This is a genomic window from Micromonospora radicis (genome assembly GCF_003583405.1).
GTDB classification, from domain to species: Bacteria; Actinomycetota; Actinomycetes; order Mycobacteriales; family Micromonosporaceae; genus Micromonospora; species Micromonospora radicis.
The window spans coordinates 170,864-196,714 of the sequence record NZ_QXEC01000011.1 but is presented as its reverse complement, the minus strand read 5'-3'; the positions used below and the strand labels follow the sequence as shown (position 1 = coordinate 196,714).

Below are 25,851 nucleotides of genomic sequence, written 5' to 3'. Positions count from 1 at the left end.
GAGCTTGCACCGGAGCGGACGGCGGGCGGGGCGCAACACCCCCCGAACAGTCGGATCGACCGGGAAGGAGCGCCATGCGTACGGGTGTCTGGCTGGTGGGGGCGCGTGGCTCGGTCGCGACCACCAGCATCGTCGGAGCGCTCGCCCTGCGGGCCGGGCTCACCGGGCCCACCGGCTGCGTCACCGAGCTGCCCGCCGTGCGCGGCGCCGCCCTGCCGGCCTTCGCCGACCTGGTCTTCGGCGGGCACGACGTGGTCACCACCCCGCTGGCCAAACGCGCCGAGGCGCTCGCCGCCGCCGGGGTGCTGCCCGCCCGGCTGGTCGCCGCGCTGACCGAGGAACTGGCCGTGGTCGAGCAGGAGCTGCGTCCGGCCCCCACCGGGGGCAGCCAGGCCGACCGGGCCGCCACGCTGCTGCACGACCTCACCGGATTCCGCGAACGGCACGGCCTGTCCCGGGTCGTCGTGGTCAACGTCGCCGCCACCGAACCGGTCCCCGACCCGCACCCGGCACACGCCGACCCGGCCGCGCTGCGGACCGCGCTGGGCGGCCCGGACGAGGTGCTGCCGCCCAGCTCGCTGTACGCGTACGCGGCGGTCACGGCGGGCTGCCCGTACGTCGACTTCACCCCGTCGACCGGGCTGCGGCTGCCGGCCCTGACCGCGCTGGCCGACGCCCACCGGGTGCCGTACGCCGGACACGACGGCAAGACCGGGGAGACCCTGCTCAAGTCGGTGCTGGCGCCGATGTTCGCGATGCGCAACCTGCGGGTGCGCTCCTGGTCCGGCACCAATCTGCTCGGCGGCGGCGACGGCGCCACCCTGGCCGAACCGGCCGCCAACGCCGCCAAGGTACGCAGCAAGCAGCGGGTGCTCGGCGAGACGCTGGGCTACCTGCCGCAGGGCGACACCCGCATCGACTACGTCGAGGAACTGGGCGACTTCAAGACCGCCTGGGATCTGGTCACCTTCGCCGGGTTCCTCGGCACCGGGATGCGGCTGGAGTTCACCTGGCACGGCTGCGACTCGGCGTTGGCCGCCCCGCTCGTGCTCGACCTGGCCCGGCTCACCGCCGCCGCGCACGCCGCCGGCCGTACCGGGCCGCTGACCGAACTCGCCTTCTTCTTCAAGGATCCGCTCGGCGCCGGCACGCACGCCCTGGCCGACCAGTGGACCCGGCTGTGCGAGTTCGCCCGACACCTGCACGTCGGAGGCAGCGATGATCCGCGCGGCTGATCTCGCCGAGCTGGTCCGCGCCCCGGCCGCGCTCTCGGTACCCGGTGACGTGGTCGCCGGTGCCGCCGCGGCGGGCGCGCTCGGCCCGCGTACGCCCGCGCTGGCCGGCGCGTCGGTCCTGCTCTACTGGGCCGGTATGGCCGCCAACGACTGGGCCGACCGCGAGTTGGACGCCGTCGAACGTCCCGAGCGGCCGATCCCCAGCGGTCGGGTCGGTCCCGGCCTCGCGGTCGGTCTCGCCGCCGGTCTGACCGCCGCGGGCGTCGGTCTCGCCGCCGCCGCCGGAGGCCGCCGGGCCGCCGCCGTCGCGCTGCCGCTGGCCGCGGCCGTCTGGGGGTACGACCTGGCGGCCAAGAACACCGCCGCCGGACCGGTCGTGATGGCCGCCTGCCGGGGGCTGGACGTGCTGCTCGGCGCCGCCAACGGCCGCCCGGTCCGGGCGCTGCCGGCGGCGCTGACCGTCGCCGCGCACACCTGGACCGTCACCGAACTGTCCCGCCGCGAGGTCAGCGGCGCCGACCGGGCGCTGCCGACGCGTACCCTCGCCGGCACCGCCCTGGTCGCCGCGAGCGCCGCGCTCCCGCCCCGGACACCCCGGCGAAGCGCCGGCACCGCCGGTGGTGGGGCACGGACCCGTAGGGAAGCCGTCGGCCCGGTCACCCGGCCGGGAGCCGGCCGCCGGGTCGCCGCCACCGTGGCGGCGGCGCTGCCGGCCGTCCTCTCCGCCTGGTACGCCGCCCGCTACGGCGGTGCCCAGGCCCGGGTGCTGGCCCGGCCCGACGCCGGTCGGGTCCGGTCGGCGGTCGGCGCCGGCATCACCGGCCTGCCGGCGTTGCAGGGCGCGTTGACCGCCCGCGCCGGTGCCGGCCTGCTCGGGCTGGCGGTGGCCGCGGCGGCCCCCCTGGGCCGGCGGCTGGCCCGGAAGGTGTCCCCGACATGACCGCCGCCGCCACCTCCGTGAGCCCCGGTGCGGGCCCGGACGGAAGCCTCGGTGCGAGTCAGGACGCGAGCCCCGGCGGTCTGCGGTTCGGCTACGGCACCAACGGGTTCGCCAACCATCGCCTCGACGACGCTCTCGCGGTGATCGCCGACCTCGGGTACGCCGGTGTCGCGCTCACCCTCGACCACGACCACCTCGACCCGTTCGCGCCGGAGCTGGTCCGCCGGGTCGACGCCGTGGCGCGCCGGCTGGCGGCGCTCGACCTGGCGGTGGTGATCGAGACCGGCGCCCGGTACCTGCTCGACCCGTGGCACAAGCACGCTCCGACGCTGCTGCACGACGAACCCGCCCGCCGGGTGGAGTTCCTGCGCCGCGCGGTGGCGATCGGCGCGGATCTCGGCGCCGAGGCGGTCTCCTTCTGGGCCGGTGTCCGGCCCGAGACGGTGCCGCCGGCACTGGCCTGGGAGCGCCTGGTGGCCGGCTGCGCCACGGTGGTCGACGCGGCCGCCGTGGCCGGGGTGACGCTGGGCTTCGAACCCGAACCGGGCATGCTGGTCGAGGACATCGCCGACTGGCGCCGCCTGTACGCCGCCCTCGACGAGCCGGAGAGCCTGGGCATCACCCTCGACATCGGACACTGCCGCTGCCTGGAACCGTGGCCGGTGCCGCAGTGCGTACGCGAGGTCGCCGCGCACCTGGTCAACGTGCAGATCGACGACATGCGGCGGGGCGTGCACGAGCACCTGGAGTTCGGCACCGGCGAGATCGACTTCCCGCCGGTGCTGGCCGCGCTGCGCGAGGTCGGCTACCGGGGGCTGGTCGCCGTCGAGTTGCCCCGCCACTCGCACGCCGCCCCCACCGTCGCCGCCCACTCGCTGAACTTCCTGCACGCGGCGGCTGGCACCCGACCGCCCGACCGGCGCCCGGACACCGGCCCGGACACCGGCCCGGACACCGGCACCGTTTCGCCCGGCCGGCGCCCGGACGCCGGCACCGTTTCGCCGCAACGGCGGCATCAAGACCGATCTGATCACGCCGTTTCGCCCCAACGGTGTCGAGCGGACGAGGAGGTGCGGAGATGACCCCGGACGAGCTGCGGGCCGCCCTGCGCGGCGTACCCGACCCGGACTGGCTGGCGGCGGCACTGCACGCGGTGGCGGCGGAGCCGACCACGATCGCGCGGTACTTCCCGGCCGTCGGGCGCCGCTGCGGTCGGGCCGACCTGCCCGACCTGCCCGGCTGGACTGCCGACGAGGCGGCTCGCGCGCTACTGCTGGCCAGCCTGCCGGCCGGGCACGCCGAGCAGGCCGAGACGCTCTACCGCACCGGGGACGCCGCCGAGCGACGGGGCGTGCTCAAGGCGTTGCCGCTGCTGCCGATCGGCGCGGCCGGGGTGCCGCTGCTGCACGACGCGCTGCGTACCAACGACACCCGGCTGGTCGCGGCCGCACTCGGCCCGTACGCCAGGCATCTGGACCCGCCCGCCTGGCGGCAGGCCGTGCTCAAGTGCGTCTTCACCGGCGTGCCGCTGGCGGCGGTGGCCGACCTCGACACCCGCGCCGACGGGGAACTGGCGGCGATGCTCGCCGGGCTCGCCGCCGAGCGGCAGGCGGCCGGCCGGAGCATGCCCGAAGACGCCACCGCGCTGCTGGACCGGCTGACCGCCGCCAGCCGATCGCACCACAGGGAGGCGTGATGCGCATCTTCGACCCGCACATCCACATGACGTCCCGCACCACCGACGACTACGAGCGGATGGCCGCCGCGGGCGTGCGGGCGGTGGTCGAGCCGGCGTTCTGGCTGGGCCAGCCGCGCACCAGCGTCGCCTCGTTCACCGACTACTTCGACTCCCTGGTCGGCTGGGAACCGTTCCGGGCCGGGCAGTTCGGGGTACGTCACCACGCCACCGTCGCCCTCAACCCCAAGGAGGCCAACGACCCACGCTGCCGGCCGGTGCTCGACGTACTGCCCCGCTACCTGGAGAAGGACGCCGTGGTGGCGGTCGGCGAGATCGGGTACGACTCGATGACGCCCGAGGAGGACGCCGCCTTCGCCGCCCAGCTCGCCCTGGCCGTGGCGCACGACCTGCCGGCGATGGTGCACACCCCGCACCGGGACAAGGCCCGGGGCGTCGACCGCAGCCTCGCCGTGATCGCCGAGTCGGGCATCGAGCCGGGTCGGGTGGTGCTCGACCACCTCAACGAGGTGACCGTGCGGCAGGTCCGGGACACCGGCTGCTGGCTCGGCTTCTCCATCTACCCGGACACCAAGATGTCCCCGCCCCGGATGGTCGAGCTGCTCAAGGCGTACGGCACCGAGCGGATGCTGGTCAACTCGGCCGCCGACTGGGGTCGTTCGGATCCGCTGCTGACCCGGGCCACCGGCGAGGCGATGCTCGCCGCCGGGTTCACCGACGACGACGTGGACCGGGTGCTCTGGCGCAACCCGGTGGAGTTCTACGGCCAGTCCGGACGGCTGGACCTCGACGACACCGACGCCGCGGCGGCCACCTTCGCCGGCAACTCGATCCTTCGCGGCGGCAGCTGATGCGGCTGCGGCACGCCGGTGGACGCACCGTCCACCTCGGCTACTGCACCAACGTGCACCCCGCCGAGGATCTCGCCGGCATCCTCGCCCAGCTCGACCGCTTCGCGGTGCCGGTCCGCGAGACGCTCGGCGGCGACCTGCTCGGGCTCGGCCTGTGGCTGGCCGCCCCGGTCGCCGCCGAACTGGCCGCCGACGCCGCCGCCCGCCGCCGGCTGCGCACCGAGCTGACCGTACGCGGCCTGGAGGTGGTCACCCTCAACGGCTTCCCGTACGCCGCCTTCCAGGCGCCGGTGGTCAAGGGCGCGGTGTACCACCCCGACTGGACCACGCCGCAGCGCCTGCGGTACACCCTGGACCTGGCCCGGGTCCTCGCCGACCTGCTGCCCGACGACGCCGCCCGCGGGTCGATCTCGACCCTGCCGCTGGCCTGGCGCACGCCCTGGGACACCGACCGGGCCGAGGCCGCCCGCCGCCGCCTCGACCAGCTGGCCGCCGGGCTGGCCGACGTCGAGCGCGACACCGGCCGGGCGGTGCGGGTCGGCTTCGAACCGGAGCCCGGCTGCGTGGTGGAGAGCAGCGCCCAGGCGGTCGCCGCGCTGTCCGCCGTGGACACCGGGCGGCTCGGCGTCTGCCTGGACCTGGCCCACCTCGCCTGCGCCTGGGAGGAACCGGCCACCGCCCTCGACCGCCTCGCCACCGCCGGCCTGCCGGTGGTGAAGGTGCAGGTGTCCGCCGCCCTGACGGCGGCCGATCCGGCCGGTGACGCGGCCGCGCTGCGCCGCTGGGTCGAACCGCGCTTCCTGCACCAGACCCGCACCGCCGACTGCGCCGCCGCCGGCCACGACCCGGCCGGTCCGGGCTGGGCGGCCGACGACCTCGACGACGCCCTGGCCGCCGGGCTGCCCGGCCCGTGGCGGGTGCACTACCACGTGCCGCTGCACGCCCCACCCGAGCCGCCGCTGGGCTCGACCCTGCCGGTACTGCGCACCGCGCTGGCCGCGCTCTTCACCGGTGCCGACGCCGGCTGCGACCACCTCGACGTCGAGACGTACACCTGGGGGGTGTTGCCGGCGGCGCGGCGCCCCGGCACCGACGCGGAGCTGGCCGCCGGGATCGCCGCCGAGCTGGCCTTCGCCCGCGACGAACTGGTCGCCCTCGGGCTGACCTCGACCGAACCGGCGGTGATCCCGTGAGCGCGCGGAGTGAGCCGGTGTTGCGAGCCCCGCAGTCGCGAGCAAAGGCGGAACTAGGATGAGTCGGAAACTTCTGGTGCTGGACGTGGTGGGGCTGACCCCGCGCCTGCTGGCCCACATGCCGCGGCTGCGGGCGGTGGCCGACACCGGGTTCCGCGCCGAACTGGGTACGGTGCTGCCGGCGGTGACCTGCTCGGTGCAGTCGACCTTCCTCACCGGTGCGCTGCCCGCCGAGCACGGGATCGTCGGCAACGGCTGGTACTTCCGGGACCTCGGCGAGGTGCTGCTGTGGCGGCAGCACAACGCGCTGGTCGGCGGGGAGAAGCTGTGGCAGGCCGCCCGGCGGGTCCGGCCGGACTACACGGTGGCCAACGTCTGCTGGTGGTACGCGATGGGTGCGGACGTGAACTGGACGGTCACGCCGCGCCCGGTCTACTACGCCGACGGCCGCAAGGAGCCGGACTGCTACACCGACCCGCCGGAGCTGCACGACGCGCTGACCGACCGGTTGGGCACCTTCCCGCTGTTCACCTACTGGGGGCCGGGGGCGGGGCTGCCGTCGTCACGGTGGATCTGCCGGGCCGCCGAGCAGATCCTCGCCGAACAGGCACCGGATCTGACCCTGGTCTACGTACCGCACCTGGACTACGACCTGCAGCGGTTCGGCGCGTCCTCGTCGCGGGCCGCCGCCGCGGCGGCCGAGTTGGACGGGGTGCTCGCCCCGCTGCTGGCCGCCGCGCAGGCCCGGGACACGACGGTGGTGGTGCTCTCCGAGTACGGCATCACCGACGTCTCCCGGCCGGTGGACGTCAACCGGCTGCTGCGCGCCGAGGGGCTGCTGCGGGTGCACACCCAGGCCGGCATGGAGTACCTCGATCCGTGGACGTCGCGGGCCTTCGCGGTCGCCGACCACCAGATCGCCCACGTCTACGTCCGCGACCCGGCGGACGTCCCGGCGGTGGCGAAGCTCTGCGCCGGGCTGCCCGGGGTGGCCGAGGTGCTCGACGCCGACGGCAAGGCGGCACACGGGTTGGACCACGAGCGCGCCGGTGAGCTGGTGCTGGTGGCCGAACCGGATGCCTGGTTCACCTACTACTACTGGCTCGACGACGCCCGTGCGCCGGACTTCGCCCGGCTGGTCGAGATCCACCGCAAACCCGGCTACGACCCGGCGGAGCTCCTGTTCGACCCGGCCGCACCGGGGGCGGCGAAGCGGCGGGCCGGGGTTGCGTTGGCCCGTAAGAAGCTGGGCCTGCGGTACCTGATGAGCGTGGTCGGGTTGGACGCCGGGGCGCGGGCGGTGCGGGGTTCGCACGGGCGGTTGCCGGCCGACCCGGCCGACGGGCCGGTGCTGCTCTGCTCCGACCCTTCGGTGGCCCGGGAGCGGTTCGCCGCCACGGAGGTGAAGGGGCTGCTGCTGGAGCTGGCCGGGTTGGTGCGGTCGTGACCGTCACGGTGGCGCCGACCGGCGCGGACGAGCTGCGGGCCCGGTTCGACGCGGAGTTGACCGCGTTCCTCGACCGGCAGGATCCGGACTGGCCGGACGGGGCGCCGCGCGGGGTCTTCACCACGCTGCACCGGTTCGTGCTGGCCGGCGGCAAGCGGCTGCGGCCGCTGTTCTGCTACTGGGGTTGGCGCGGTGCCGGTGCGCCGGACGGCCGCCCGATCGTGGTGGCCGCCGCCGCGTTGGAGCTGTTCCACGCGTTCGCGTTGATCCACGACGACATCCTCGACGGCAGCGACCGGCGCCGGGGCGAGCCGTCGGTGCACCGGATCTTCGCCGACCTGCACACCCGGTCCTCCTGGCGGGGCGACCCGGAGGCGTACGGGCGCAACACCGCGCTGCTCTGCGGCGACCTCTGCGCCGCCTGGTCGGACCAGATGTTCCACGAGTGCGGGCTGGCCGCGGAGGCGGTGCACCGGGGGTACGCGGTCTTCTCACTGATGCGTACCGAGGTGATCGCGGGGGAGTACCTCGACCTGGTCTCCGGGGTGGGTGGCGGTTCGGTGGCCAGTGCGCTCACCGTGATCCGGATGAAGGCGGCCCGCTACACGGTCACCCGGCCGTTGCAGATCGGCGCCACGTTGGCCGGGGCGGCGCCGGAGCTGGTCGCCGCGCTGGCCGAGTTCGGCGACCCGCTGGGCGACGCCTTCCAGCTCCGCGACGACGTGCTCGGGGTCTTCGGTGATCCGGCGGTGACCGGCAAGTCCATCCTGGACGATCTGCGCGAGGGCAAGCCGACGGTGATGATGGCGTTGGCCCGCGACGCGGCCGACCGGACGCAGAGCGCCCGGCTGCGGGAGCTGTTCGGCAATCCCGACCTCGACGCGGCGGGTGCGGCCGAACTGCGCGAGATCATCGTCGGTACCGGTGCGCGGGCCCAGATCGAACAGATGATCAAGGTGCGTACCGATGCCGCCCTGGCCGCGCTGGACCGGACCGCGGTGACCCGGGAGGGCCGTGCCGCGCTGACCGCGCTGGCCGCCCAGGCCATCGACCGCCAGCGATGATCTGACGTCGCGCCGTGGGCGGCCTTCCCAACTTCTGATCAGAAAGACGAAAGTCCATGCCTCTCTGGCGGAAGGTATGGACACATCGAAGTATGGCACTTAGTGTCGTGGCTAGTACCAGATTGTTTCGTCGAGGTGAACCGGCGGCGCGGTAACCCTCCGACCTCCCCCACCACACCGCGCGGCCCGGCACCCCGGCCATCGGCCGCGCGACGCATCCCCGCTACGGGATCCGGCGCGACGGCGCGCGCCCCCCTGGCATTCCTCGTCAGGAAGGGACCACCCCCAATGTCCACAATGGACAAAACCCGTCCACCCGCACGGTGGTTGGCCACCGCCTCGGCGCTGCTCCTGGCCGCCACGGTCGGCGCGGTCGCCCTCGGTGCCGGACCGACCTCGCTCGGCGGCCCGACCCCGGCGCAGGCCCACCCCATCGTCGCCACCGACTTCCAGCAGGTCACCCTCGCCAAGGGGGTCGCCGAGGTCGGCGAGCCGATGACCCTCGCGGTGCTACCGGACCGCTCGGTCCTGCACACCGCCCGCAACGGCACCGTCCGCCGCACCGACGCGGCCGGCAACACCTCCGTGATCGGCAACATCCCGGTCTACACGCACGACGAAGACGGCATGCAGGGCATCGGGGTAGACCCGAACTTCGCCAGCAACCGGCACATCTTCCTCTACTACGCGCCGCCGCTGACCACCCCCGGCGGCGACGCGCCCGCCACCGGCACCAACTGGTCGTCCTGGCAGGGCGTGAACCGGCTCTCCCGGTTCACCCTGAACGCCGACTTCACCATCAACCAGGCCAGCAAGGTCGACATCCTGGACGTCGCCGCCGACCGCGGCATCTGCTGCCACGCCGGCGGTGACATCGACTTCGACGCGGCCGGCAACCTGTACCTGTCCACCGGCGACGACACCAACCCCTTCGACTCCGCCGGCTACTCGCCGATCGACGAGCGGACCAACCGCAACCCGGCGTACGACGCGCAGCGCAGCGCTGCCAACACCAACGACCTGCGCGGCAAGATCCTCCGGATCAAGGTCAACGCCAACGGGACGTACTCGATCCCGGCCGGCAACCTCTTCGCCCCCGGTACGGCCCGCACCCGCCCGGAGATCTACGCCATGGGCCTGCGCAACCCGTTCCGGATGAGCGTCGACAAGCCCACCGGCGTCATCTACGTCGGCGACTACGGCCCGGACGCCGGCTCCACCACCGGCCGCGGCCCCAGCGGCCAGGTGGAGTTCAACCGGATCACCGAGCCCGGCTTCTACGGCTGGCCGTACTGCACCGGCACCAACACGGCCAACGAGACGTACGCCGAGTGGGACTTCGCCAGCAGCAGCGCCGGACCGAAGTACAACTGCACCGGCGGCGCCACCAACAACTCGTTCCGCAACACCGGCCTGACCACCCTGCCGCCGGCCAAGCCCGCCTGGATCCGGTACGCCGGTGACGCGGGCAGCCCGCCGGAGTTCGGCAGCGGCTCCGAGTCGCCGATGGCCGGCCCGGTCTACCGGTACGACGCCGCCCTGAACTCGGCGACCAAGTGGCCGCAGAGCTTCGACGGGCAGTTCTTCGCCGGTGAGTTCGGCCGGGGCTGGATCAAGCCGATCCACGTCAACTCCAACGGATCGATCGCCGGCATCGACGGCTCCTTCCCGTGGAACGGCAGGCAGGTCATGGACATGGCCTTCGGCCCGGAGGGCTCGCTCTACGTGCTGGACTACGGCACCGGCTTCTACAACGGCGACGCCAACTCCGCCCTGTACCGCTACGACTACGTCGGCGGCGGCAACCGGGCACCGACCGCGGTGGCCTCGGCGAACCGGACCTCGGGCGTCGCCCCGTTGACGGTGAACTTCTCCTCGGCCGGCTCGTCGGACCCGGAGGGTGGGACGCTGACCTACTCGTGGGCGTTCGGTGACGGCACCACCTCGACGGCGGCGAACCCGACCAAGACGTACACGGCCAACGGCAACTACACCGCCACCCTGACCGTACGCGACCCGCAGGGCGCCACCGGCACGGCGAGCGTACGCATCGGTGTCGGCAACACCGCGCCGACGGTCACCATCAACAGCCCCGGCAACGGCCAGCTGTTCAGCTTCGGCGACACCGTGCCGTTCAGCATCACGGTGACCGACCCGGAGGACGGCACCATCGACTGCACCAAGGTCAAGATGACCTACGTGCTGGGCCACGACAACCACGGCCACCAGATCACCTCGCAGAACGGCTGCACCGGCTCGATCACCATCCCGGTCGACGGCGAACACGACTACGCCGCGAACATCTTCGGGATCTTCGACGCCGAGTACACCGACGCGGGCGGCCTGACCACCCACACCCAGCACACCCTCCAACCGCGTAGCCGGCAGGCCGAGCACTACAAGAGCGCCTCGGGCGTCGACCTGTTCGTCAAGACCGCGGCCGAGGGCGGCCGGACCGTCGGCAACATCAACAACGGTGACTGGATCGCGTTCGAGCCGTACCGGCTGGGCAACGTCACCTCGTTCAGCGCCCGGGTCTCCTCGGGCGGTGCCGGCGGCACCCTCCAGGTACGGGCCGGCTCGGCCACCGGCACCGTGCTCGGCTCGGCGACCGTCCCGGTCACCGGCTCCTGGGAGACCTTCACCACGGTCACCGGCAGCATCACCAACCCGCCCACCGGCACCACCACGCTGTACCTGACCTTCGCCGGCTCGGGCACCGGCCACCTCTACGACCTGGACGCGTTCGCCTTCACCACCGGCACCGGTGGTGGTGGTACGGGGCAGATCACGGGTCTGGGGGGTAAGTGTCTGGATGTGCGTAACGGTGCGACGGCGGATGGTACGCAGATTCAGATCTGGGCGTGTAATGGTGGTGCGGCGCAGACGTGGTCGGTGACGCCGAATTCGACGATCCGGGCGTTGGGTAAGTGTCTGGATGTGAATGGTGGTGCGTCGGCGGACGGTACGAAGATTCAGTTGTGGGCGTGTAATGGTTCGGCGGCGCAGAACTGGTCGGCGCAGTCGAACGGGACGTTGCGTAATCCGCAGACGGGTAAGTGTCTGGATGTGTCGAACAACAGTTCGGCGGATGGCCAGGCGGTGCATCTGTGGACCTGTCACACCAACGCGAATCAGCGCTGGGTGCTTCCGTAGGTAGGAAAGGGCCCCCGGTCGACGCCCCGCGTGTTACCGGGGGCCCCTCTTGACACGACGATCGTTTGGGAGAGCGACAATGCGCAGACTCCTCCGACCCGTTCTCGGCGCGGCCACCGTTGCCCTCGCCGTCCTCGCCGGTACCACCGCGGCCACTCCGGCCAGCGCCGCCGACGCCCCGTACGACGTGCTGGTCTTCTCCAAGACCGCCGGCTTCCGGCACGACTCCATCGCGGTCGGCACCCAGGCCATCCGAGACCTGGGCGCGGCGAACAGCTTCACCGTCACCGCCACCGAGGACGCCGCCGCGTTCACCACCGGCAACCTCGCCCAGTACGAGGCGGTGGTCTTCCTCAACACCACCGGTGACGTGCTCAACGCCACCCAGCAGACCGCCTTCGAGTCGTACATCAACGCAGGCGGCGGATTCGTCGGCGTGCACGCCGCCGCCGACACCGAGTACGGCTGGTCCTTCTACGGCAACCTGGTCGGGGCGTACTTCCGCTCGCACCCGGCCATCCAGCAGGCCACCGTGCGGGTGGAGAACCGGGCCCACGCGGCCACCGCCCACCTGCCGCAGAACTGGGTCCGCACCGACGAGTGGTACGACTTCCAGGCCAGCCCACGCGCCGGTGCCCGGGTACTGGCCACCCTGGACGAGTCGACGTACTCGGGTGGGGTGATGGGTGCCGACCACCCGATCGCCTGGTGCAAGACCGTCAACGCGGGCCGGTCCTTCTACACCGGCGGCGGCCACACCCAGGCGTCGTACGCCGAGCCGGCGTTCCGGGCGCACCTGCTCGGCGGCATCCGGTACGCGGCCGGCCGTACCAAGGCCGACTGCCGCGCGGAGACCGGCTACACCGCCCTCTACAACGGCTCCACCACGGGCTGGTCCCAGGCCGGGCCGGGCAGCTTCACCAACTCGGACGCCACCCTCAGCTCGGTCGGCGGGATGGGCCTGTACTGGTACAGCGCGAAGCAGTTCACCAACTACTCGCTCAAGCTGGACTGGCGGATCCCCGGGGACGACAACTCGGGGGTGTTCATCGGCTTCCCGCCGTCGAGCGACCCGAACTCGGCCATCAACAACGGCTACGAGGTGCAGATCGACCCCACCGACACGGCCGACCGGACCACCGGCGCGATCTACGGCTTCAAGGCCGCCGACCTGCCCGCCCGGGACGCGGCGCTGAACCCGCCGGGGGAGTGGAACACCTACGAACTGCTGGTCGAGGGGGAGCGGCTGCAGGTCTTCCTGAACGGCTCGAAGATCAACGACTTCACCAACACCGACCCGGTGCGCTCCCTCGCCGGCCACATCGGCATCCAGAACCACGGTACGGGTGACGACGTGTCGTTCCGCAACATCCGGATCAAGGAGTTGGGCGGCAGCAACCCGCCGACCGGGGGCAACACCACCGTGCAGGCCGAGAGCTACAACTCGGCCAGCGGCGTGACCGTGGTCAGCAAGACCGGGGTCAACGGCGGACAGGTGCTGGGCTACATCGAGCCCGGCGACTGGGCGGCGTACAACAACCTCGACCTGACCGGCGTCACCTCGTTCCGGGCCCGGGTCGCCTCCGGCGGACCCGGCGGCACCATCCAGGTACGCACCGGCTCGACCACCGGCACCGTACTCGGCTCGGTGGCGGTGCCGAACACCGGCGGCTGGAACAACTTCACCAACGTCACCACCGCCCTGAGCAACGTCCCGTCCGGCACCCGCAACGTGTACCTGACCTTCACCGGCTCGGGCACGGGGCTGTTCGACATCGACGACTTCACCCTGGTCCGCGGCACCGGTGGTGGTGGTACGGGGCAGATCACGGGTCTGGGGGGTAAGTGTCTGGATGTGCGTAACGGTGCGACGGCGGATGGTACGCAGATTCAGATCTGGGCGTGTAATGGTGGTGCGGCGCAGACGTGGTCGGTGACGCCGAATTCGACGATCCGGGCGTTGGGTAAGTGTCTGGATGTGAATGGTGGTGCGTCGGCGGACGGTACGAAGATTCAGTTGTGGGCGTGTAATGGTTCGGCGGCGCAGAACTGGTCGGCGCAGTCGAACGGGACGTTGCGTAATCCGCAGACGGGTAAGTGTCTGGATGTGTCGAACAACAGTTCGGTGGATGGCCAGGCGGTGCATCTGTGGACCTGTCACACCAACGCGAATCAGCGCTGGGTGCTTCCGTAGGTAGGAAAGGGCCCCCGGTCGACCGCCGGGGGCCCTTCTCGGCACGCACGCCACACGAGCGGCCTCGCCGCGTCGGGGCCTTTTGCCCCGCGCCGCAGCGGCCTAGAGTGAAGGCGGCGACCGCGAGGTGGCCGGTGAGCCGACGGGAGGCGCAACCCGTCGGCCCCAGGCACGACCGTGCCCACCGGATCACCGTCGAGGCCGTCGCGTCCGGTCATCCCTCGCCCCGGTCCCGCACGTACGGAATCCCCATCACGACAGGGGAAAAGGACAGATGGCGCGACCGATCACGCTGTTCACCGGCCAGTGGGCCGACCTTCCGTTCGACGAGGTGTGCCGGCTCGCCGCCGAGTGGGGCTACGACGGCCTGGAGATCGCCTGCTGGGGCGACCACTTCGAGGTCGACAAGGCGCTGGCCGACGACTCGTACGTCGACCGCAAGCGGGAGACGCTGGCCAAGCACAACCTCCAGGTCTTCACGATCTCCAACCACCTGGTCGGCCAGGCGGTCTGCGACCACCCGATCGACGAGCGGCACCAGGACATCCTGCCCGCCCGCATCTGGGGCGACGGCGAACCCGAGGGGGTACGCCAGCGGGCCGCCGAGGAGATCAAGGACACCGCTCGCGCGGCGGCCAAGCTCGGCGTCAACACCGTCGTCGGCTTCACCGGCTCGTCGATCTGGCACACCCTGGCGATGTTCCCGCCGGTGCCGCCGTCGATGATCGAGCGCGGGTACCAGGACTTCGCCGACCGGTGGAACCCGATCCTGGACGTCTTCGACGAGGTGGGGGTGCGCTTCGCCCACGAGGTGCACCCCAGTGAGATCGCCTACGACTACTACACCACCAAGCGGACCCTGGAGGCGATCGGGCACCGGCCCGCGTTCGGGCTCAACTGGGACCCGTCGCACTTCGTCTGGCAGGAGCTGGACCCGGTGAACTTCATCTTCGACTTCGCCGACCGCATCTACCACGTCGACTGCAAGGACGCCAAGGTGCGTACCGGCGACGGCAGGCGCGGCCGGCTCGCCTCCCACCTGCCCTGGGCGGACCTGCGCCGCGGTTGGGACTTCGTCTCGACCGGGCACGGCGACGTGCCCTGGGAGGACTCGTTCCGGGCGTTGAACGCGATCGGCTACGACGGGCCGATCTCGATCGAGTGGGAGGACGCCGGGATGGATCGACTGGTCGGCGCCCCCGAGGCGCTGCAGTTCGTCCGCCGGCTCGCCTTCGACGCCCCGTCGGCCGCCTTCGACGCGGCGTTCAGCAGCAAGGACTGACCGGTTCCGGCGGGGGTACGCGCTGCCCCCGCCGGATCCACCGGCTCAGCCCGCGGTGAAGACGTGTTCGCTGGCCAGCCGGGCCGCGCCCACCAGCCCGGCCCGGTCGGCCAGGTCGGACAGGACGACCGGCATGGTGCCGGTGGCCAGCGGCGCCGACCGGCGGTAGACCACGCCACGGATCTCGGAGAGCAGGATGTGGCCGAGCCCGTCCGGTGCCCCGCCGATCACCACGATGCCCGGGTTGAAGAAGCTGACCAGGCCGACCAGCACCCGGCCGAGTCGGCGGGCCGCGTCGCGGACCAGCGCCTGTACGGCCGGATCACCGGCGGTCGCCGCCTCGGCGATGTCCGCCACGGTGAGCGTGCCGACCTCGGCCAGCCGGCCGGCCAACGCCGCGGACCGGCCCGACCGGGCGGCCGTCTGCGCCGCCCGGACCAACCCGGCGTCGCCGCAGTACGCCTCGAGGCAGCCGGACTCGCCGCACGCGCAGATCGGACCGTCCTCGCCCAGCGGCAGGTGCGCGATGTCACCCGCGCTGCTGGTGGCACCCCGGTAGAGCGAGCCGCTGAGCACCAGCCCGCAGCCGATGGCCGTGCCGAGCTTCAGGTAGAGGAAGTCGTCGAAGGTGCGGCCGATGCCGGCGTGCTGCTCGCCGAGCGCCAGCACGTTCGCGTCGTTGTCGACAAGCGTCGGGCAGCCCAGCTCGGTGGCGAACGCGTCCCGGACGGGGAATCGCTGCCAGCCGGGGAGCACGGCCGGTGCGACAGAGGTGCCGCCGTCGACCGGCCCGGGTAGCGCGACGCCGACCCCGGTGAACTCCGCGACGCCGAGTTCGGCGCGCAGCTTGTCGAGCAGCTCGACGGCGCGGGCGATCACCGGCTCCGGTCCGCCCCGCACGTCCACCGGCTCGCCGGCCTCGGCCAGCACGTTCAGTTCACCGTCGGTGACCGCCACGCCGAGCCGTTGCGCCGAGACGACGACGCTGGCGAACCGCACCCCGCCCGCGAGCCGCAGCAGCGACGACCGGCGCCCACCTCGGGAGGCCGCCGGCCCGGCGGTCTCGACCAGCCCGCGCGCGACGAGCCGGTCCAGCTCGGTGGTGAGCGTCGAACGGGACAACCCCAGCAGGTCACCCAGTTCCACCCGGGACCGGGGACCGTCGTCGCGTAGCAACCGGACCAGCCGCGCCTGTTGCGGATTCTCCGGACGGACGAGCGTCATCACCATCACCTCCCCGGCAAAGTCTTCCATCCCGGTGTTTCAAGCCTGTGGCGAGCGGGGCCGCATCCGTTCACCGGATGCGGCCCCCCCAGGTGGGGAGACGGTCACCCCGGGCGGTGCCGGCGAGGCGGCGGTGGCCGCCTCGCCGACCCGGTCGACGATCTCCCTCAGGTCGAGTCCGTCAGCCCCGCAGACCCGACATGTGCTGGTAGCTCACCTCGGCGAAACGCAGCGAGCGGCCCGGGTCGGCGGTGCCGCCGGGCGCGTTGTCCTGCTCCCACATCGGGTTGTGGTAACCCTTCGCGCCCATGTTCGCGAAGAAGTTGCCGTAGTCGATGTCGCCCTGGCCGAGCGGCACCATCTCGTAACCGTTGGTGACGTTCGGGTTGAGCGCGCCGTCCTTGGCGTGGAACAGCGGGAACCGCATGGTCCGGGTCGCCACCGTGGCCAACGGGTCGAAGATGTTGGTCTGCGGGTTCCCGTCCGGGTCGGTGTAGGTGTGCCACCGGTGCTGGGCCACGTGCGCCCAGTAGATGTCCATCTCGAAGAAGACCTTGTCCGCCTCGGTCAGGTTGAAGAAGTGCTCCAGCTTGCGGATTCCCGAGGACCGGGTCGGCCGGCCGAGCCCGTCCAGCGGCCCGCTGTCGAGCAGGAAGTTGTACGCCGCGTCGTGGTTGTGCGTGTACAGCTTCAGCCCGCGGGCGGCGGCCATCTGGCCGAACAGGTTCCACCGGTCGGCGGCGGCGTCCCAGTCGGCCTTGTAGTTGCTGTTCGTCGGGTCGCTGCCGGTACCGATGTGCTTCATGCCGAGGATCTCGGCGGTGTCCAGGGTCCGCTCGAAGGCGGCGATGGTGTCCGGGGTGACCGATCCGGGAATCGAGGCGTGCGAGCCGTTGGCCCGCAGACCGTTGTCGTCCAGGACCTTGCGGATCTCGTCGGGGGTGATCTGTCGGCCCAGGATCCCGGTGTTCTGGTTGTAGCCGGCGAACTCGACCTCCTTGTAGCCGATCTCGGCGAGCCGGGCGAGTACCCGCTCGAAGCCGTACGGCACCCCGCTGGCGTCCGGGGCGGCGCTGATCCGGTCCCGGACGCTGAACAGGATGATGCCCCGCTTGCCGGGCGGTACGAGCACGCCGTTGCCGTTGCCCTTGCTGTTGGCGGCGGCCGCCGAGCCGAACCCGGCGGCACCGACGGCCGCCGCGCCGGCGACCCCGGCGAAGGCGCCGAGTATCCGGCGCCGGCTCATGCCGTGCTGACTGTCGTTCATCTCCTACTGCCTTTCGATGGGTGGTGGGTGGCCGGGGCCGCCGCACGGCGGCCCCGGCCGGTGGTGGTTACGGGGTCAGGCCGATGCCCTGGCCGTTGAACTGGACCCAGTTGAGGTTGCCGAAGCCGCTGGCCGGGCCCCCCGGTACGGTCCGGAACACCAGGTAGAGCCGGAACGTGTCACCGGGGTCGGTGATCGGCACGGTGGTGTTGGTGAAGGCGTTGTTGCCGGTCGTCGCGTTGACCGTGGCGGTGCCCAGCAGCGGTCCGGTCGGCGAGTCCCGGCGGTACTCGACGGCGAACCGCGGCTGCCCGGCGGTGGCCGCGCTGCCGCCGGAGGTACGCAGGGTGACCGAATCCATGTTCTTCAGGTTCACCGTGCCGTTGATCGCGATCCAGTCACCCGGGTCGAGGCTGCCGCGTTGTTGTCCGCCGCCGACGTCGGCGCTGTTGCCGACGGTGGTCCCGGACTGGTCCCGGGCGAACTCCACCTGTTGCAGCTTGTCCTGGATCACCTGTTGACCGATGGTGGTCAGGGCGGGTTGCCCGTTGGCGCCGTTGTCGGTGTACGACGCGCTGATCACGCCGTAGATGTAGCCACCGTGCCCGGCGTCGTCGGGATCCGTGGGCAGTACGCCGGAGCAGCCGAAGGCGTTCGCCCCGCCGTGCCCGTGGTCGTCGTGGCCGAGTACGAAGGTCACCTCGACCCGGCCGCAGTCGATCGGGCCGTCCTCCGGGTCGGTGACCGTCACCGACCAGGGAATGTCGTCACCCCAGTTGAAGAAGCCACCCTCGATCGGCACGTCCACCCTTACCGTCGGCGCGGTGTTGCCGACGGTGATGGTGGTGTTCGCCGAGGCGCTCTTGCCGCTGGAGTCGGTGACCGTCAGGCGCGCGGTGTAGACCCCGTTGGCGGCGTAGGTGAACGACGGGTTCGGGTCGACGGAGTCGACGATTCCGTCGCCGTTGAGGTCCCAGGCGAAGGAGATGGAGTCGGCCGGATCCGGGTCGCGCGACCCCTCACTGGAGAAGGCCACCGTCAGCGGCGCGAGTCCGTTGGTCGGGGTGGCGTTCAGCACCGCCGTCGGCGCCCGCAGGCCCTTGACGTAGCTGAACTTCACCATCGCCGCGTCCGGGTTGATGTTGAAGAATCCGTCGCCGTACGTCAGCAGGTAGAAGTTGCCGTCCGGCCCCCACATCATGTCCATCGGGTTGTCGCAGAGGAACGGTCGGGCCGGTGTGACCGGGCCGCCTCCGCAGCTCAACAGGTCGTTGATCTTCAGGATCTCGCCCTGCGAGTCGAGCCGGATCTCCCGTAGGTAGTCCCGGGTGAACTCACCGAAGAAGATCGCGCCGTCGTAGTACGCGGGGAACTTCGTCTCCGACCTCAGCTCCGGGTCGTAGTCGTACTTCGCCGCGCCGTGCGGTCCGACGCCGCCGGTACCCAGCTCCGGGAAGAGCACCGGGCAGGCCTGGGTCGGGGTGGACAGGTACGCCTGCGCACACGGGGTCGGGGCGTTGAACGAGTACCACAGTTCCGACTTCTCCACCGGCGGCAGGTCGACCAGGCCGGTGTTGTGCCGGGAGGTGTTCTTCGGCGCCGCGCAGTCGAACGGCGCGATCGGCGAGATGGGGCTGGTGGTCCAGTTCATCTCGAAGTACGGCAGGTCCGGCTGCACGCACATCGGCCAGCCGTAGTTGGCCGGCTTGTCGACCACCATCATCCGCCCGGTGCCCTCGGGGCCCCGCCCCACCGCCGCGTCGCGCGAGTCGGGGGAGTAGTCGGTGATGTAGGCGACGTCGTTCTTGTCGAGGGTGATCCGGAACGGGTTGCGCAGACCCATGGCGTAGATCTCCGGCCGGGTCTTGTCGGCCGGGTACTGCGCTGCCGGGAACAGGTTGCCCTCCGGGACGGTGTAGCTGCCGTCCGGCTGGACGGTGATCCGCAGGATCTTGCCCCGCAGGTCGTTGGTGTTGGCCGAGGCGCGCCGGGCGTCCGCGAACGGTGCCTGGTAGACACCGGTGGCGCTGACCGAGTCGTTGTGCGGGGAGAAACCGCCCGCACCGCCCGCGCTGGCCGGGGTGTCGTCCCCGGTGACCAGCCACAGGTTGTTCTCCGAGTCGAAGGCGATGTCGCCGGCCACGTGGCAGCAGGCGCCCCGGTCCACCGGCACCTGCATGATCTTCTGCTCGGTGGCCAGGTCGAGCGAGGGGTTCTCGCCGTCGACGAACTTGAACCGGGACAGCTGGAAGTAGCCGTTCCAGACGTCCCAGGCGTTCGGGTCGGTGCTGGTGGTGGGTGCGGCGCCGGTCGGGGTGTCCAGCAGCGGCGCGTAGAACAGGTAGACCCACTTGTTGGTGGCGAAGTCCCGGTCGATCGCCGGGCCGTACATCCCGTCCTCGCTGTGGGTGTAGACCGGGATCTGGGCCAGCACCGTGGTGCGGTTGCCGTCCGGCTCGTGCAGCCGTACGCCGCCGCGCCGGTCGGTCTGGATGACCCGCCCGTCGGGCAGCACGTCGAAGCCGATCGGCTCGTTGACGTTGGGCTGCGCCCCGATGACCGTCATCTGGTAGTTGGCCAGCACCGTCGCGCCGCAGTCGCCGTCGGTGACGCCGGCCGCCCACTGGATCGCGCCGCCCAGGTGCGCCCGCAGGTCCGCGCCGCGGAAGCTCTCCGGGGTGGCGCCGAGTCCGGTGTAGAACGACCGTCCGCCCTGGTAGTCCTTGCACCAGGTGATCGGGTGGTCGAAGCCCATGGTGCCGCCGTCGTACGTCTTCTCGTCCACCGTCGCCAGGACGTGCGAGACGCCCCGGACGTTGGCCGCGAAGTTGTACCACCGGTCGGTGGTGGTCCACCGCTCGGGCAGCGTCGCCGAGGCGGGGTGGACCCGGTCGGCCACGGTCACCGTGGCGGCGCCGGCCGCCGTGGGTGCGCCGACGGCACGGGTGCCGAGGACGTTGTCCAGGAAGGTCCAGCCCGGCTGCGCCTCGATCGCCGAGTGCACGCCGACGAACCCGCCACCGCCGCGGTAGTACGCCTCGAACGCCGTCCGTTGGGCGTCGTCGAGCACGTCACCGGAGGTGTTCAGGAACACCACGGCCCGGAACTGCTTGAGATGCGGCTCCCGGAACTTGCGGGCGTCGTCGGTGACGTCCACGGTGAACCGACGGTCCTTGCCGAGTTGCCGGATCGCCTCCACCCCGGCGGCGGTGGCGGGGTGGGTGCCCTGGGCCGACCGGGTGAAGACGAGAACCTTGTACTGGATGCCGTTGTTGCCCGGCGCCGCGTCGCTCGCCACCGGCGCGGCCTGCGCGGGGGCGCTCTGCGGGGTGCCGGTCGCGACCAGTGTCGCGCCGACGAGGGTGAGGAGACTCAGATAGGTAAGGGCCCTGCGGCCCAGCGGTCTGCGCATCGAACCTCGCTCTGATCGGTCAGGTCCGCCCCGGCGTCGGTGAGAACGCCGAGGTGGTGGGGGGTTACCAACGAACCTGGCCAGGTCTAACGAGGACGATATTTGCGACTGACATCAAAGAGAAGGGGTGGGCGGCAGAAGTTTCAGCTATCCGGGCCGTACTTTCGCTCAATTCCGGCGAAAGTTGCCCACGGGGCCGCCTCTGACGCCCATGACGTGCGCGGACAGCGGTCGGGCCCGACCGCCATGGCTGGCGATCGGGCCCGACGTGGGTCCGCTAGAGGTTGGTGCCGTTCGCGCCCGAGCCGGACGGCTTGTTGCGGGGGGTGGTCGACGTCGAGCTGGTCGAGCCCGACGAGCCGGCGCCGGACTTGGCGCCCGCCGTGGCCGGCGTGCCGGCGAAGGTGTCGTCGGCGGGGGTGAGCCCCGACCTGCCGTCGTGCTGGCCCAGCTTCTCGCCCAGCTTGGAGTGGCCGAGCTTGTCCTTGCCCTCGTGGTACAGCCGGGTCGCCTGGGCCTGCGCCACCCCGGCCGCCTCCTGGACGGTCGGGTGGTCGAGCACCTTGCGGCCCCGGACCACCAGCTCCTCGTACTTCTCCCGGCCGGCACGGGCGCCCAGGACGAACCCTGCAGCCAGCCCGCCAAGGAACATGATCTTTCCGCGCATGGCGGCTCCTCTCGTACCTGACGCGCCGTCGGCCCGCCCTCGGCTCGGTGGGCGGGACTGACCAGTTCGCGCCTGCGTCCTGTCGTCGGCAGCTAACTACCCATCCTGCTCTCCGCTCATACCTCCTTGGGTCGTGATGGGGATTTGTCCCAGATAAATCCGATCGCGTGGGCCGCCGGCCGGCGCGGTAACCCCCTGGACCAAGACCCCCCGGAATCCTGTACTCTTGTGCCGTCGCACGGCGCGGAATGATCCGCCCCGGGCGGTGCCACGGTCCCCCGTAGCTCAATTGGCAGAGCAGCCGGCTGTTAACCGGCAGGTTTTTGGTTCGAGTCCAAACGGGGGAGCTTCCACCTCGTCGACGCCCACCGGCCAGCCGGTGGGCGTTCGCCGTTGTCCATGGTTCGTCCCCGCCAGCTTCCTCACCCCGGACGGCAGGACCACCGTCCGGTACGCCGACTGCCATCTCCTGCTCGCCTGGCCGGACGGCGCCCGGCAACTCATCGGCCCCGACGCGATCGTGCTGCACGTCGAACCGACCCTGTTCGACGTCACCCCCGCCGCGACACGGCTGATCGACGCCGCCGTACCGGCCGACCGGCAGATCACCCTGCCACCCCGCGACCCGGACGAGATCCCCCGACCACGCGCCGTACGCGAACTCCACGAGTACCTGGCCCGCCCGAAGCGCCCCTGGTGCAGCCGCTGCTGATGGTGCTCAGCGGCTGCGCCACCCTCGCCGTCGGCAGCTTCACCCTGTTGCTCGTACTCGCCATGTTCGTCGACCCGACCGTGGAGGACTGGATGTGGGGTGTGATCGCGGCCGGTTGCGTGCTCACTGTTATCCTCTCGTTGCCCATCGTGCTGCTGACGCGAGGGCGACGCCGGTGACGAGAAGCCGTTGACGCTGGCCGGTGAACGACCGGGCGGGATAAGATCCGCCCCGGTACCGGGGCGGTAGCTCAGCCGGTTAGAGCAGGGGACTCATAATCCCTCGGTCGCGGGTTCGAGCCCCGCCCGCCCCACCAGGTAAAACGCTAGATCCGCGATCTTCCCGTGGTGCTACTCGTGGTGCGAGCGCTACGGTCGGCCCTATGGCGACGGCGAACGGGCGCGCGAAGCGCCAGCGCGGCGAGATGCTTGCCCGCGGTGCTCTCGGCGGCCCGGTCTACGCCGTGCTGATGTGTCGCTCCGAATCACCTACATGCTCGGCTGGACGCTCAGACAGGCGACAGGTGCTAGATGCACTGAACCCTGTATGGAAGTATTGGCGGTCGGAGCAGCACCGGGGGAGAAGGAGGCGAGATGCGTGATAGCGATATTCGTCAGGCGCTAACGGCTCGTCTTGCCTCGAAGTATCACTCGGATCCCGACACTTATATTCGGCACGAGTTGGGCCTTTGTGCTGGCCGAACCAGGGTAGATGTGGCAGTCATCAACGGCCACATCTCCGGTTTCGAGATTAAGAGCGATGAAGACAAATTGAGTCGGCTAGGAATGCAGGCCGAGTTGTATAGTAGGGTGCTCGACCGGGCCTCGCTGGTGACGACCGATCGCTATCTGGACCAAGCTTCAGAGATGGTTCCCTCGTGGTGGGGTGTCTGGCTCGCCGCTCCTGGTAAGCGTGCAGTCCGGATTCGGAACGTCCGCCGCGGCAGCCGCAACCCCTGTCCTAATCCATTCTCTGTGGCGCAGTTGCTTTGGCGGGACGAAGCAATGGCTTTACTGAGAGAGCGCGGCAACCACGGCGGCTTGTCGAAGGCGCCGAGATGGTTCGTCTGGGAGCGCCTCGCCGAGACTCTGGAGTTGGGGGAGTTGCAGGCGGAGGTGCGGCGTGTGCTTAGGACGCGGGAGAACTGGCCAACTCGTTTATGACGTGTGCGAGGTGATGAGAGGTTCCCCACGCTCGCCACTGCGTTGCGCTCCCTGGCCCCGGCTGACGTCTGGCGCACCGCGCGAGTTCGCTGTCGCCCCACGAGAAGTTTGATCCTTCGGCCGGCCAATGGTCGGAGGCGACTAGGGTCTTGCACAGGTCATAGAAACTGTCGTTTCCGCCCGTCTCGTTACGGGCCCAACGGTAGATCCACCAGTGGTCGCTCGTGGTGTACCTGAGGCTGGGAATGGGACCGCGGGGTACAGGTCCTTGCATCTCTGGGTGTGCTATGGCGTAGTCGCCAAAATCTGGGCCGCGATCGGCTAGTCGCTTCCAGAGCTCCCAATCCCATCTCGCTAGGGGTGTTGCTTCGTTGCGAGGGACGTTTGTGATGGCGGACGGCATGGCGCCTGATGCAACCACGATGGATGCCCATTCTTGATTTCCCAGCGAGTCAAGCACGTTCCTGGCGATCTGCTCAGCTCGGCTGACGTCTCTTTCGGATGATACATCGGCCATGTCCACTACTAGGTGGCATCGCTCACGATTGATCTTAGCGATTGACAGAGCCCTGGATATCCGAGAGCTGTCGGCTACAGGGTCGGGGTCCGTCGTGATGCTGCCGAGGCGCACGATAGCTGTTTCGTTGTGGAGGCGAGCTGCCTCACCGCAGGCGGAAAACTGTTCGTCTGGGTCCTGTAGGCGGATGACTGGCGCGATCGGGATGCCCCACAGCGCCAGGTCGTTAGCGATCTCCATGATCAGTGGTCGACCGTCATCGTTGACTCTGGCATAGGTGGTGTCTACTCCGACAGTCAGGCCCGCTGGCGCCGACTCTCGCAACTGACGCACGAACTTGAGGCCAGCATGCGTCGGGCCGTCATCCGAGGGGGAGACCTCGAACAAGGGTTGTAAGGTGCTGACCTCGTGATCCCGAAGTCGTGCTAGCGCTTTGAACTCGCCTGCCCGTGCCTTGAGTATGGGCCAGTACTGAGCCATAGCCACCCCCTGTGCGACTCGCTGGTTGCACGGTTGGCTACTGAAGGTATCTGAGGCGACTCGGAATGTAACGAGTTGACATTAGCCGATAGGCCTGATTTAACGATCTGCGAAGAAGGTCTAATAAGAGCTGTTTGCGGTTTATAGCCGTTGCTGACTTGTTCTATCGTCTCAACGTGGCACTGGACATGGCGTGGAACATTCAGATCGGCGAAGTAGTCGTTCGGCGACAGCTTCATCAGCGCGTGGGCGGCGGTTCCGGGCAGGGCGGCATAACGCGGCCCGCGAAGCGGGCGGACGTACTCCTATTCTCGTCCCCGGCTGGTGCTCGCTACGGGTACGACTTTGATGGCTGGAAGCCTGACGGGGCGTTCCACTACACAGGTGAGGGTCAGGTCGGCGATCAGACCTTTGTGCGTGGCAACGCGGCAGTGAGAGATCATCTGGATCGCGGACTACGGCTTCGATTCTTCGACCAGGTCAAGCGCTCGGTGGTGCGCTATCTCGGCGAGTTCCGGGTTGATCCGGAGCTTCCCTGGTACGCGGAAGAGGCAAGGGACCGACTGGGAGACCTGCGGAAGGTCATCGTGTTCCGGCTCCTACCCGTCGATTTCAAGGCACCCGAAGCCGGTGAGGCGAGCCCAGGCAAGCCGAGGGTGCGGGATGTTCCGATGGAGGCCCACGTTGCCGAGACCTTCCAGATGGAGCCCAAGCGTGAGCCGACAACCGCTGAACGGCGTGAGGCTGACCTCGTGGACCGTTACGTAGCCGCCCTGGTAGCAGAAGGCGGTGCCACGACCCGCAAGGAGATCAAGCTCCCCGACCTTGGCAGGGCTCTCTACACCGACTTGTTCGACAAGGGCCGAGCCGAGTTGGTCGAGGCGAAGAGTTCCGCGGCTCGCCACCACGTACGCCTGGCTCTCGGCCAGTTGCTGGACTACGCGCGCTATGTCGATCACAGGTCCAGGGCGGTTCTGCTTCCGTCCTACCCGGGCCCGGACCTCGTTGAACTGTTACATAGGGTGGATGTCGCGTGCATCTACGAACAGGAGGGTGGCGGCTTCGTCCGCCTGGATCCGTAGCGCATTCGTGGTGCGGGCTGTGGTGCGAAGCCGTGCATCGCCGAGTGGCTGGAGTGACCTGTAGCGGGCGGAACTGACAGTCAGGTGAACCCGTGAGTGCCTGGTCACAGCGTTGAAAGCCACTCATAATCCCTCGGCCGCGGGTTCGAGCCCCGCCCGCCCCACCGCATAACGTGATCTCGCTGTTGACCTGCACTTCCGTGGTTCGGGTGGGCGGAAGGCGCGTCCAGCAGGTGACGGTGCGCGAACCGCAGGGGTGGCGCTGTGCA

General features: G+C 70.4%; 20 protein-coding genes and 2 tRNA genes. 17 read left to right on the top strand and 5 right to left on the bottom strand.

Annotated features, from left to right (window positions below; genetic code table 11):
* Positions 1-74: 74 nt before the first annotated feature.
* The 11 genes from D2L64_RS14095 to D2L64_RS14045 all read left to right on the top strand — a co-directional run bounded on the left by D2L64_RS14095 (position 75) and on the right by D2L64_RS14045 (position 15,058).
* Positions 75-1,235: an inositol-3-phosphate synthase gene (locus tag D2L64_RS14095; protein ID WP_119576310.1), complete on the top strand. Its 1,161-nt coding sequence runs from the start codon at positions 75-77 to the stop codon at positions 1,233-1,235.
* The gene (locus D2L64_RS14090) at positions 1,219-2,175 is read left to right on the top strand and encodes an SCO3242 family prenyltransferase (protein WP_119576307.1); all 957 of its coding nucleotides are present in this window, start codon (positions 1,219-1,221) and stop codon (positions 2,173-2,175) included. Before D2L64_RS14095 ends, D2L64_RS14090 begins: the two co-directional genes overlap by 17 nt.
* Entirely contained in the window at positions 2,172-3,257 is a 1,086-nt protein-coding gene (locus D2L64_RS14085) for a sugar phosphate isomerase/epimerase family protein (protein WP_119576305.1), read from the top strand. The genes D2L64_RS14090 and D2L64_RS14085 overlap by 4 nt, the downstream gene beginning before the upstream one ends.
* Positions 3,254-3,871 carry an EboA domain-containing protein gene (locus D2L64_RS14080; protein ID WP_119576302.1) on the top strand — a complete coding sequence of 206 codons (618 nt, stop codon included), beginning with the start codon at positions 3,254-3,256 and terminating at the stop codon, positions 3,869-3,871. The genes D2L64_RS14085 and D2L64_RS14080 overlap by 4 nt, the downstream gene beginning before the upstream one ends.
* A complete protein-coding gene (locus tag D2L64_RS14075) occupies positions 3,871-4,722 on the top strand; it encodes a TatD family hydrolase (RefSeq protein ID WP_119576299.1) in 852 nt (283 codons plus the stop codon). The genes D2L64_RS14080 and D2L64_RS14075 overlap by 1 nt, the downstream gene beginning before the upstream one ends.
* Positions 4,722-5,915, top strand: a complete 1,194-nt coding sequence (eboE, locus tag D2L64_RS14070; protein WP_119576296.1) for a metabolite traffic protein EboE — start codon at positions 4,722-4,724, stop codon at positions 5,913-5,915. Before D2L64_RS14075 ends, eboE begins: the two co-directional genes overlap by 1 nt.
* A gap of 58 nt (positions 5,916-5,973) precedes the next feature.
* A complete protein-coding gene (locus D2L64_RS14065; protein ID WP_199714526.1) occupies positions 5,974-7,362 on the top strand; it encodes an alkaline phosphatase family protein in 1,389 nt (462 codons plus the stop codon).
* On the top strand, positions 7,359-8,426 hold the full coding sequence (locus tag D2L64_RS14060) for a polyprenyl synthetase family protein (RefSeq protein WP_119576290.1): 1,068 nt from the start codon (positions 7,359-7,361) through the stop codon (positions 8,424-8,426). The genes D2L64_RS14065 and D2L64_RS14060 overlap by 4 nt, the downstream gene beginning before the upstream one ends.
* A 297-nt stretch (positions 8,427-8,723) precedes the next feature.
* Positions 8,724-11,582 carry a carbohydrate-binding protein gene (locus tag D2L64_RS14055; RefSeq protein ID WP_119576287.1) on the top strand — a complete coding sequence of 953 codons (2,859 nt, stop codon included), beginning with the start codon at positions 8,724-8,726 and terminating at the stop codon, positions 11,580-11,582.
* Positions 11,583-11,661: 79 nt separating this feature from the next.
* Positions 11,662-13,776, top strand: coding sequence for a ThuA domain-containing protein (locus D2L64_RS14050; RefSeq protein WP_119576282.1), 2,115 nt, complete (start codon positions 11,662-11,664; stop codon positions 13,774-13,776).
* A gap of 274 nt (positions 13,777-14,050) precedes the next feature.
* Entirely contained in the window at positions 14,051-15,058 is a 1,008-nt protein-coding gene (locus tag D2L64_RS14045; RefSeq protein WP_119576279.1) for a sugar phosphate isomerase/epimerase family protein, read from the top strand.
* Between the two features lie 45 nt (positions 15,059-15,103).
* On the opposite strand, the gene D2L64_RS14040 is transcribed toward D2L64_RS14045, so the two are convergent.
* From D2L64_RS14040 to D2L64_RS14025, 4 genes are all read right to left on the bottom strand, one after another.
* Complete coding sequence (locus tag D2L64_RS14040; protein ID WP_119576383.1) at positions 15,104-16,282, bottom strand: ROK family transcriptional regulator; 1,179 nt, start codon at positions 16,280-16,282, stop codon at positions 15,104-15,106.
* Positions 16,283-16,463: 181 nt separating this feature from the next.
* Complete coding sequence (locus D2L64_RS14035) at positions 16,464-17,549, bottom strand: sugar phosphate isomerase/epimerase family protein (RefSeq protein WP_233558943.1); 1,086 nt, start codon at positions 17,547-17,549, stop codon at positions 16,464-16,466.
* A 67-nt stretch (positions 17,550-17,616) separates the two neighbouring features.
* Positions 17,617-20,961 (bottom strand): ThuA domain-containing protein, encoded by a 3,345-nt coding sequence (locus tag D2L64_RS14030; RefSeq protein ID WP_119576276.1) that lies wholly within the window; start codon positions 20,959-20,961, stop codon positions 17,617-17,619.
* A gap of 277 nt (positions 20,962-21,238) precedes the next feature.
* Complete coding sequence (locus tag D2L64_RS14025; protein WP_119576273.1) at positions 21,239-21,628, bottom strand: hypothetical protein; 390 nt, start codon at positions 21,626-21,628, stop codon at positions 21,239-21,241.
* A 274-nt stretch (positions 21,629-21,902) separates the two neighbouring features.
* On the opposite strand from D2L64_RS14025, the gene D2L64_RS14020 reads away from it, so the two are divergent.
* The 5 genes from D2L64_RS14020 to D2L64_RS27080 all read left to right on the top strand — a co-directional run bounded on the left by D2L64_RS14020 (position 21,903) and on the right by D2L64_RS27080 (position 23,503).
* A tRNA-Asn gene (locus D2L64_RS14020) sits at positions 21,903-21,975 on the top strand.
* Positions 21,976-22,007: 32 nt separating this feature from the next.
* On the top strand, positions 22,008-22,340 hold the full coding sequence (locus D2L64_RS14015) for a hypothetical protein (RefSeq protein WP_119576270.1): 333 nt from the start codon (positions 22,008-22,010) through the stop codon (positions 22,338-22,340).
* Positions 22,325-22,519 carry a hypothetical protein gene (locus D2L64_RS14010; RefSeq protein ID WP_119576267.1) on the top strand — a complete coding sequence of 65 codons (195 nt, stop codon included), beginning with the start codon at positions 22,325-22,327 and terminating at the stop codon, positions 22,517-22,519. The genes D2L64_RS14015 and D2L64_RS14010 overlap by 16 nt, the downstream gene beginning before the upstream one ends.
* Positions 22,520-22,579: 60 nt before the next feature.
* Positions 22,580-22,656, top strand: a tRNA-Ile gene (locus tag D2L64_RS14005).
* Between the two features lie 277 nt (positions 22,657-22,933).
* Positions 22,934-23,503, top strand: coding sequence for a sce7726 family protein (locus D2L64_RS27080; RefSeq protein ID WP_147376242.1), 570 nt, complete (start codon positions 22,934-22,936; stop codon positions 23,501-23,503).
* Here the strand turns inward: D2L64_RS27080 and D2L64_RS28505 are convergent.
* Complete coding sequence (locus D2L64_RS28505) at positions 23,469-24,500, bottom strand: beta family protein (RefSeq protein ID WP_119576264.1); 1,032 nt, start codon at positions 24,498-24,500, stop codon at positions 23,469-23,471. The genes D2L64_RS27080 and D2L64_RS28505 overlap by 35 nt on opposite strands.
* 176 nt (positions 24,501-24,676) lie before the next feature.
* Between D2L64_RS28505 and D2L64_RS13995 the strand changes: the two genes are divergently transcribed.
* On the top strand, positions 24,677-25,582 hold the full coding sequence (locus D2L64_RS13995) for a hypothetical protein (protein ID WP_233558942.1): 906 nt from the start codon (positions 24,677-24,679) through the stop codon (positions 25,580-25,582).
* The last annotated feature ends 269 nt before the right edge of the window (positions 25,583-25,851 follow it).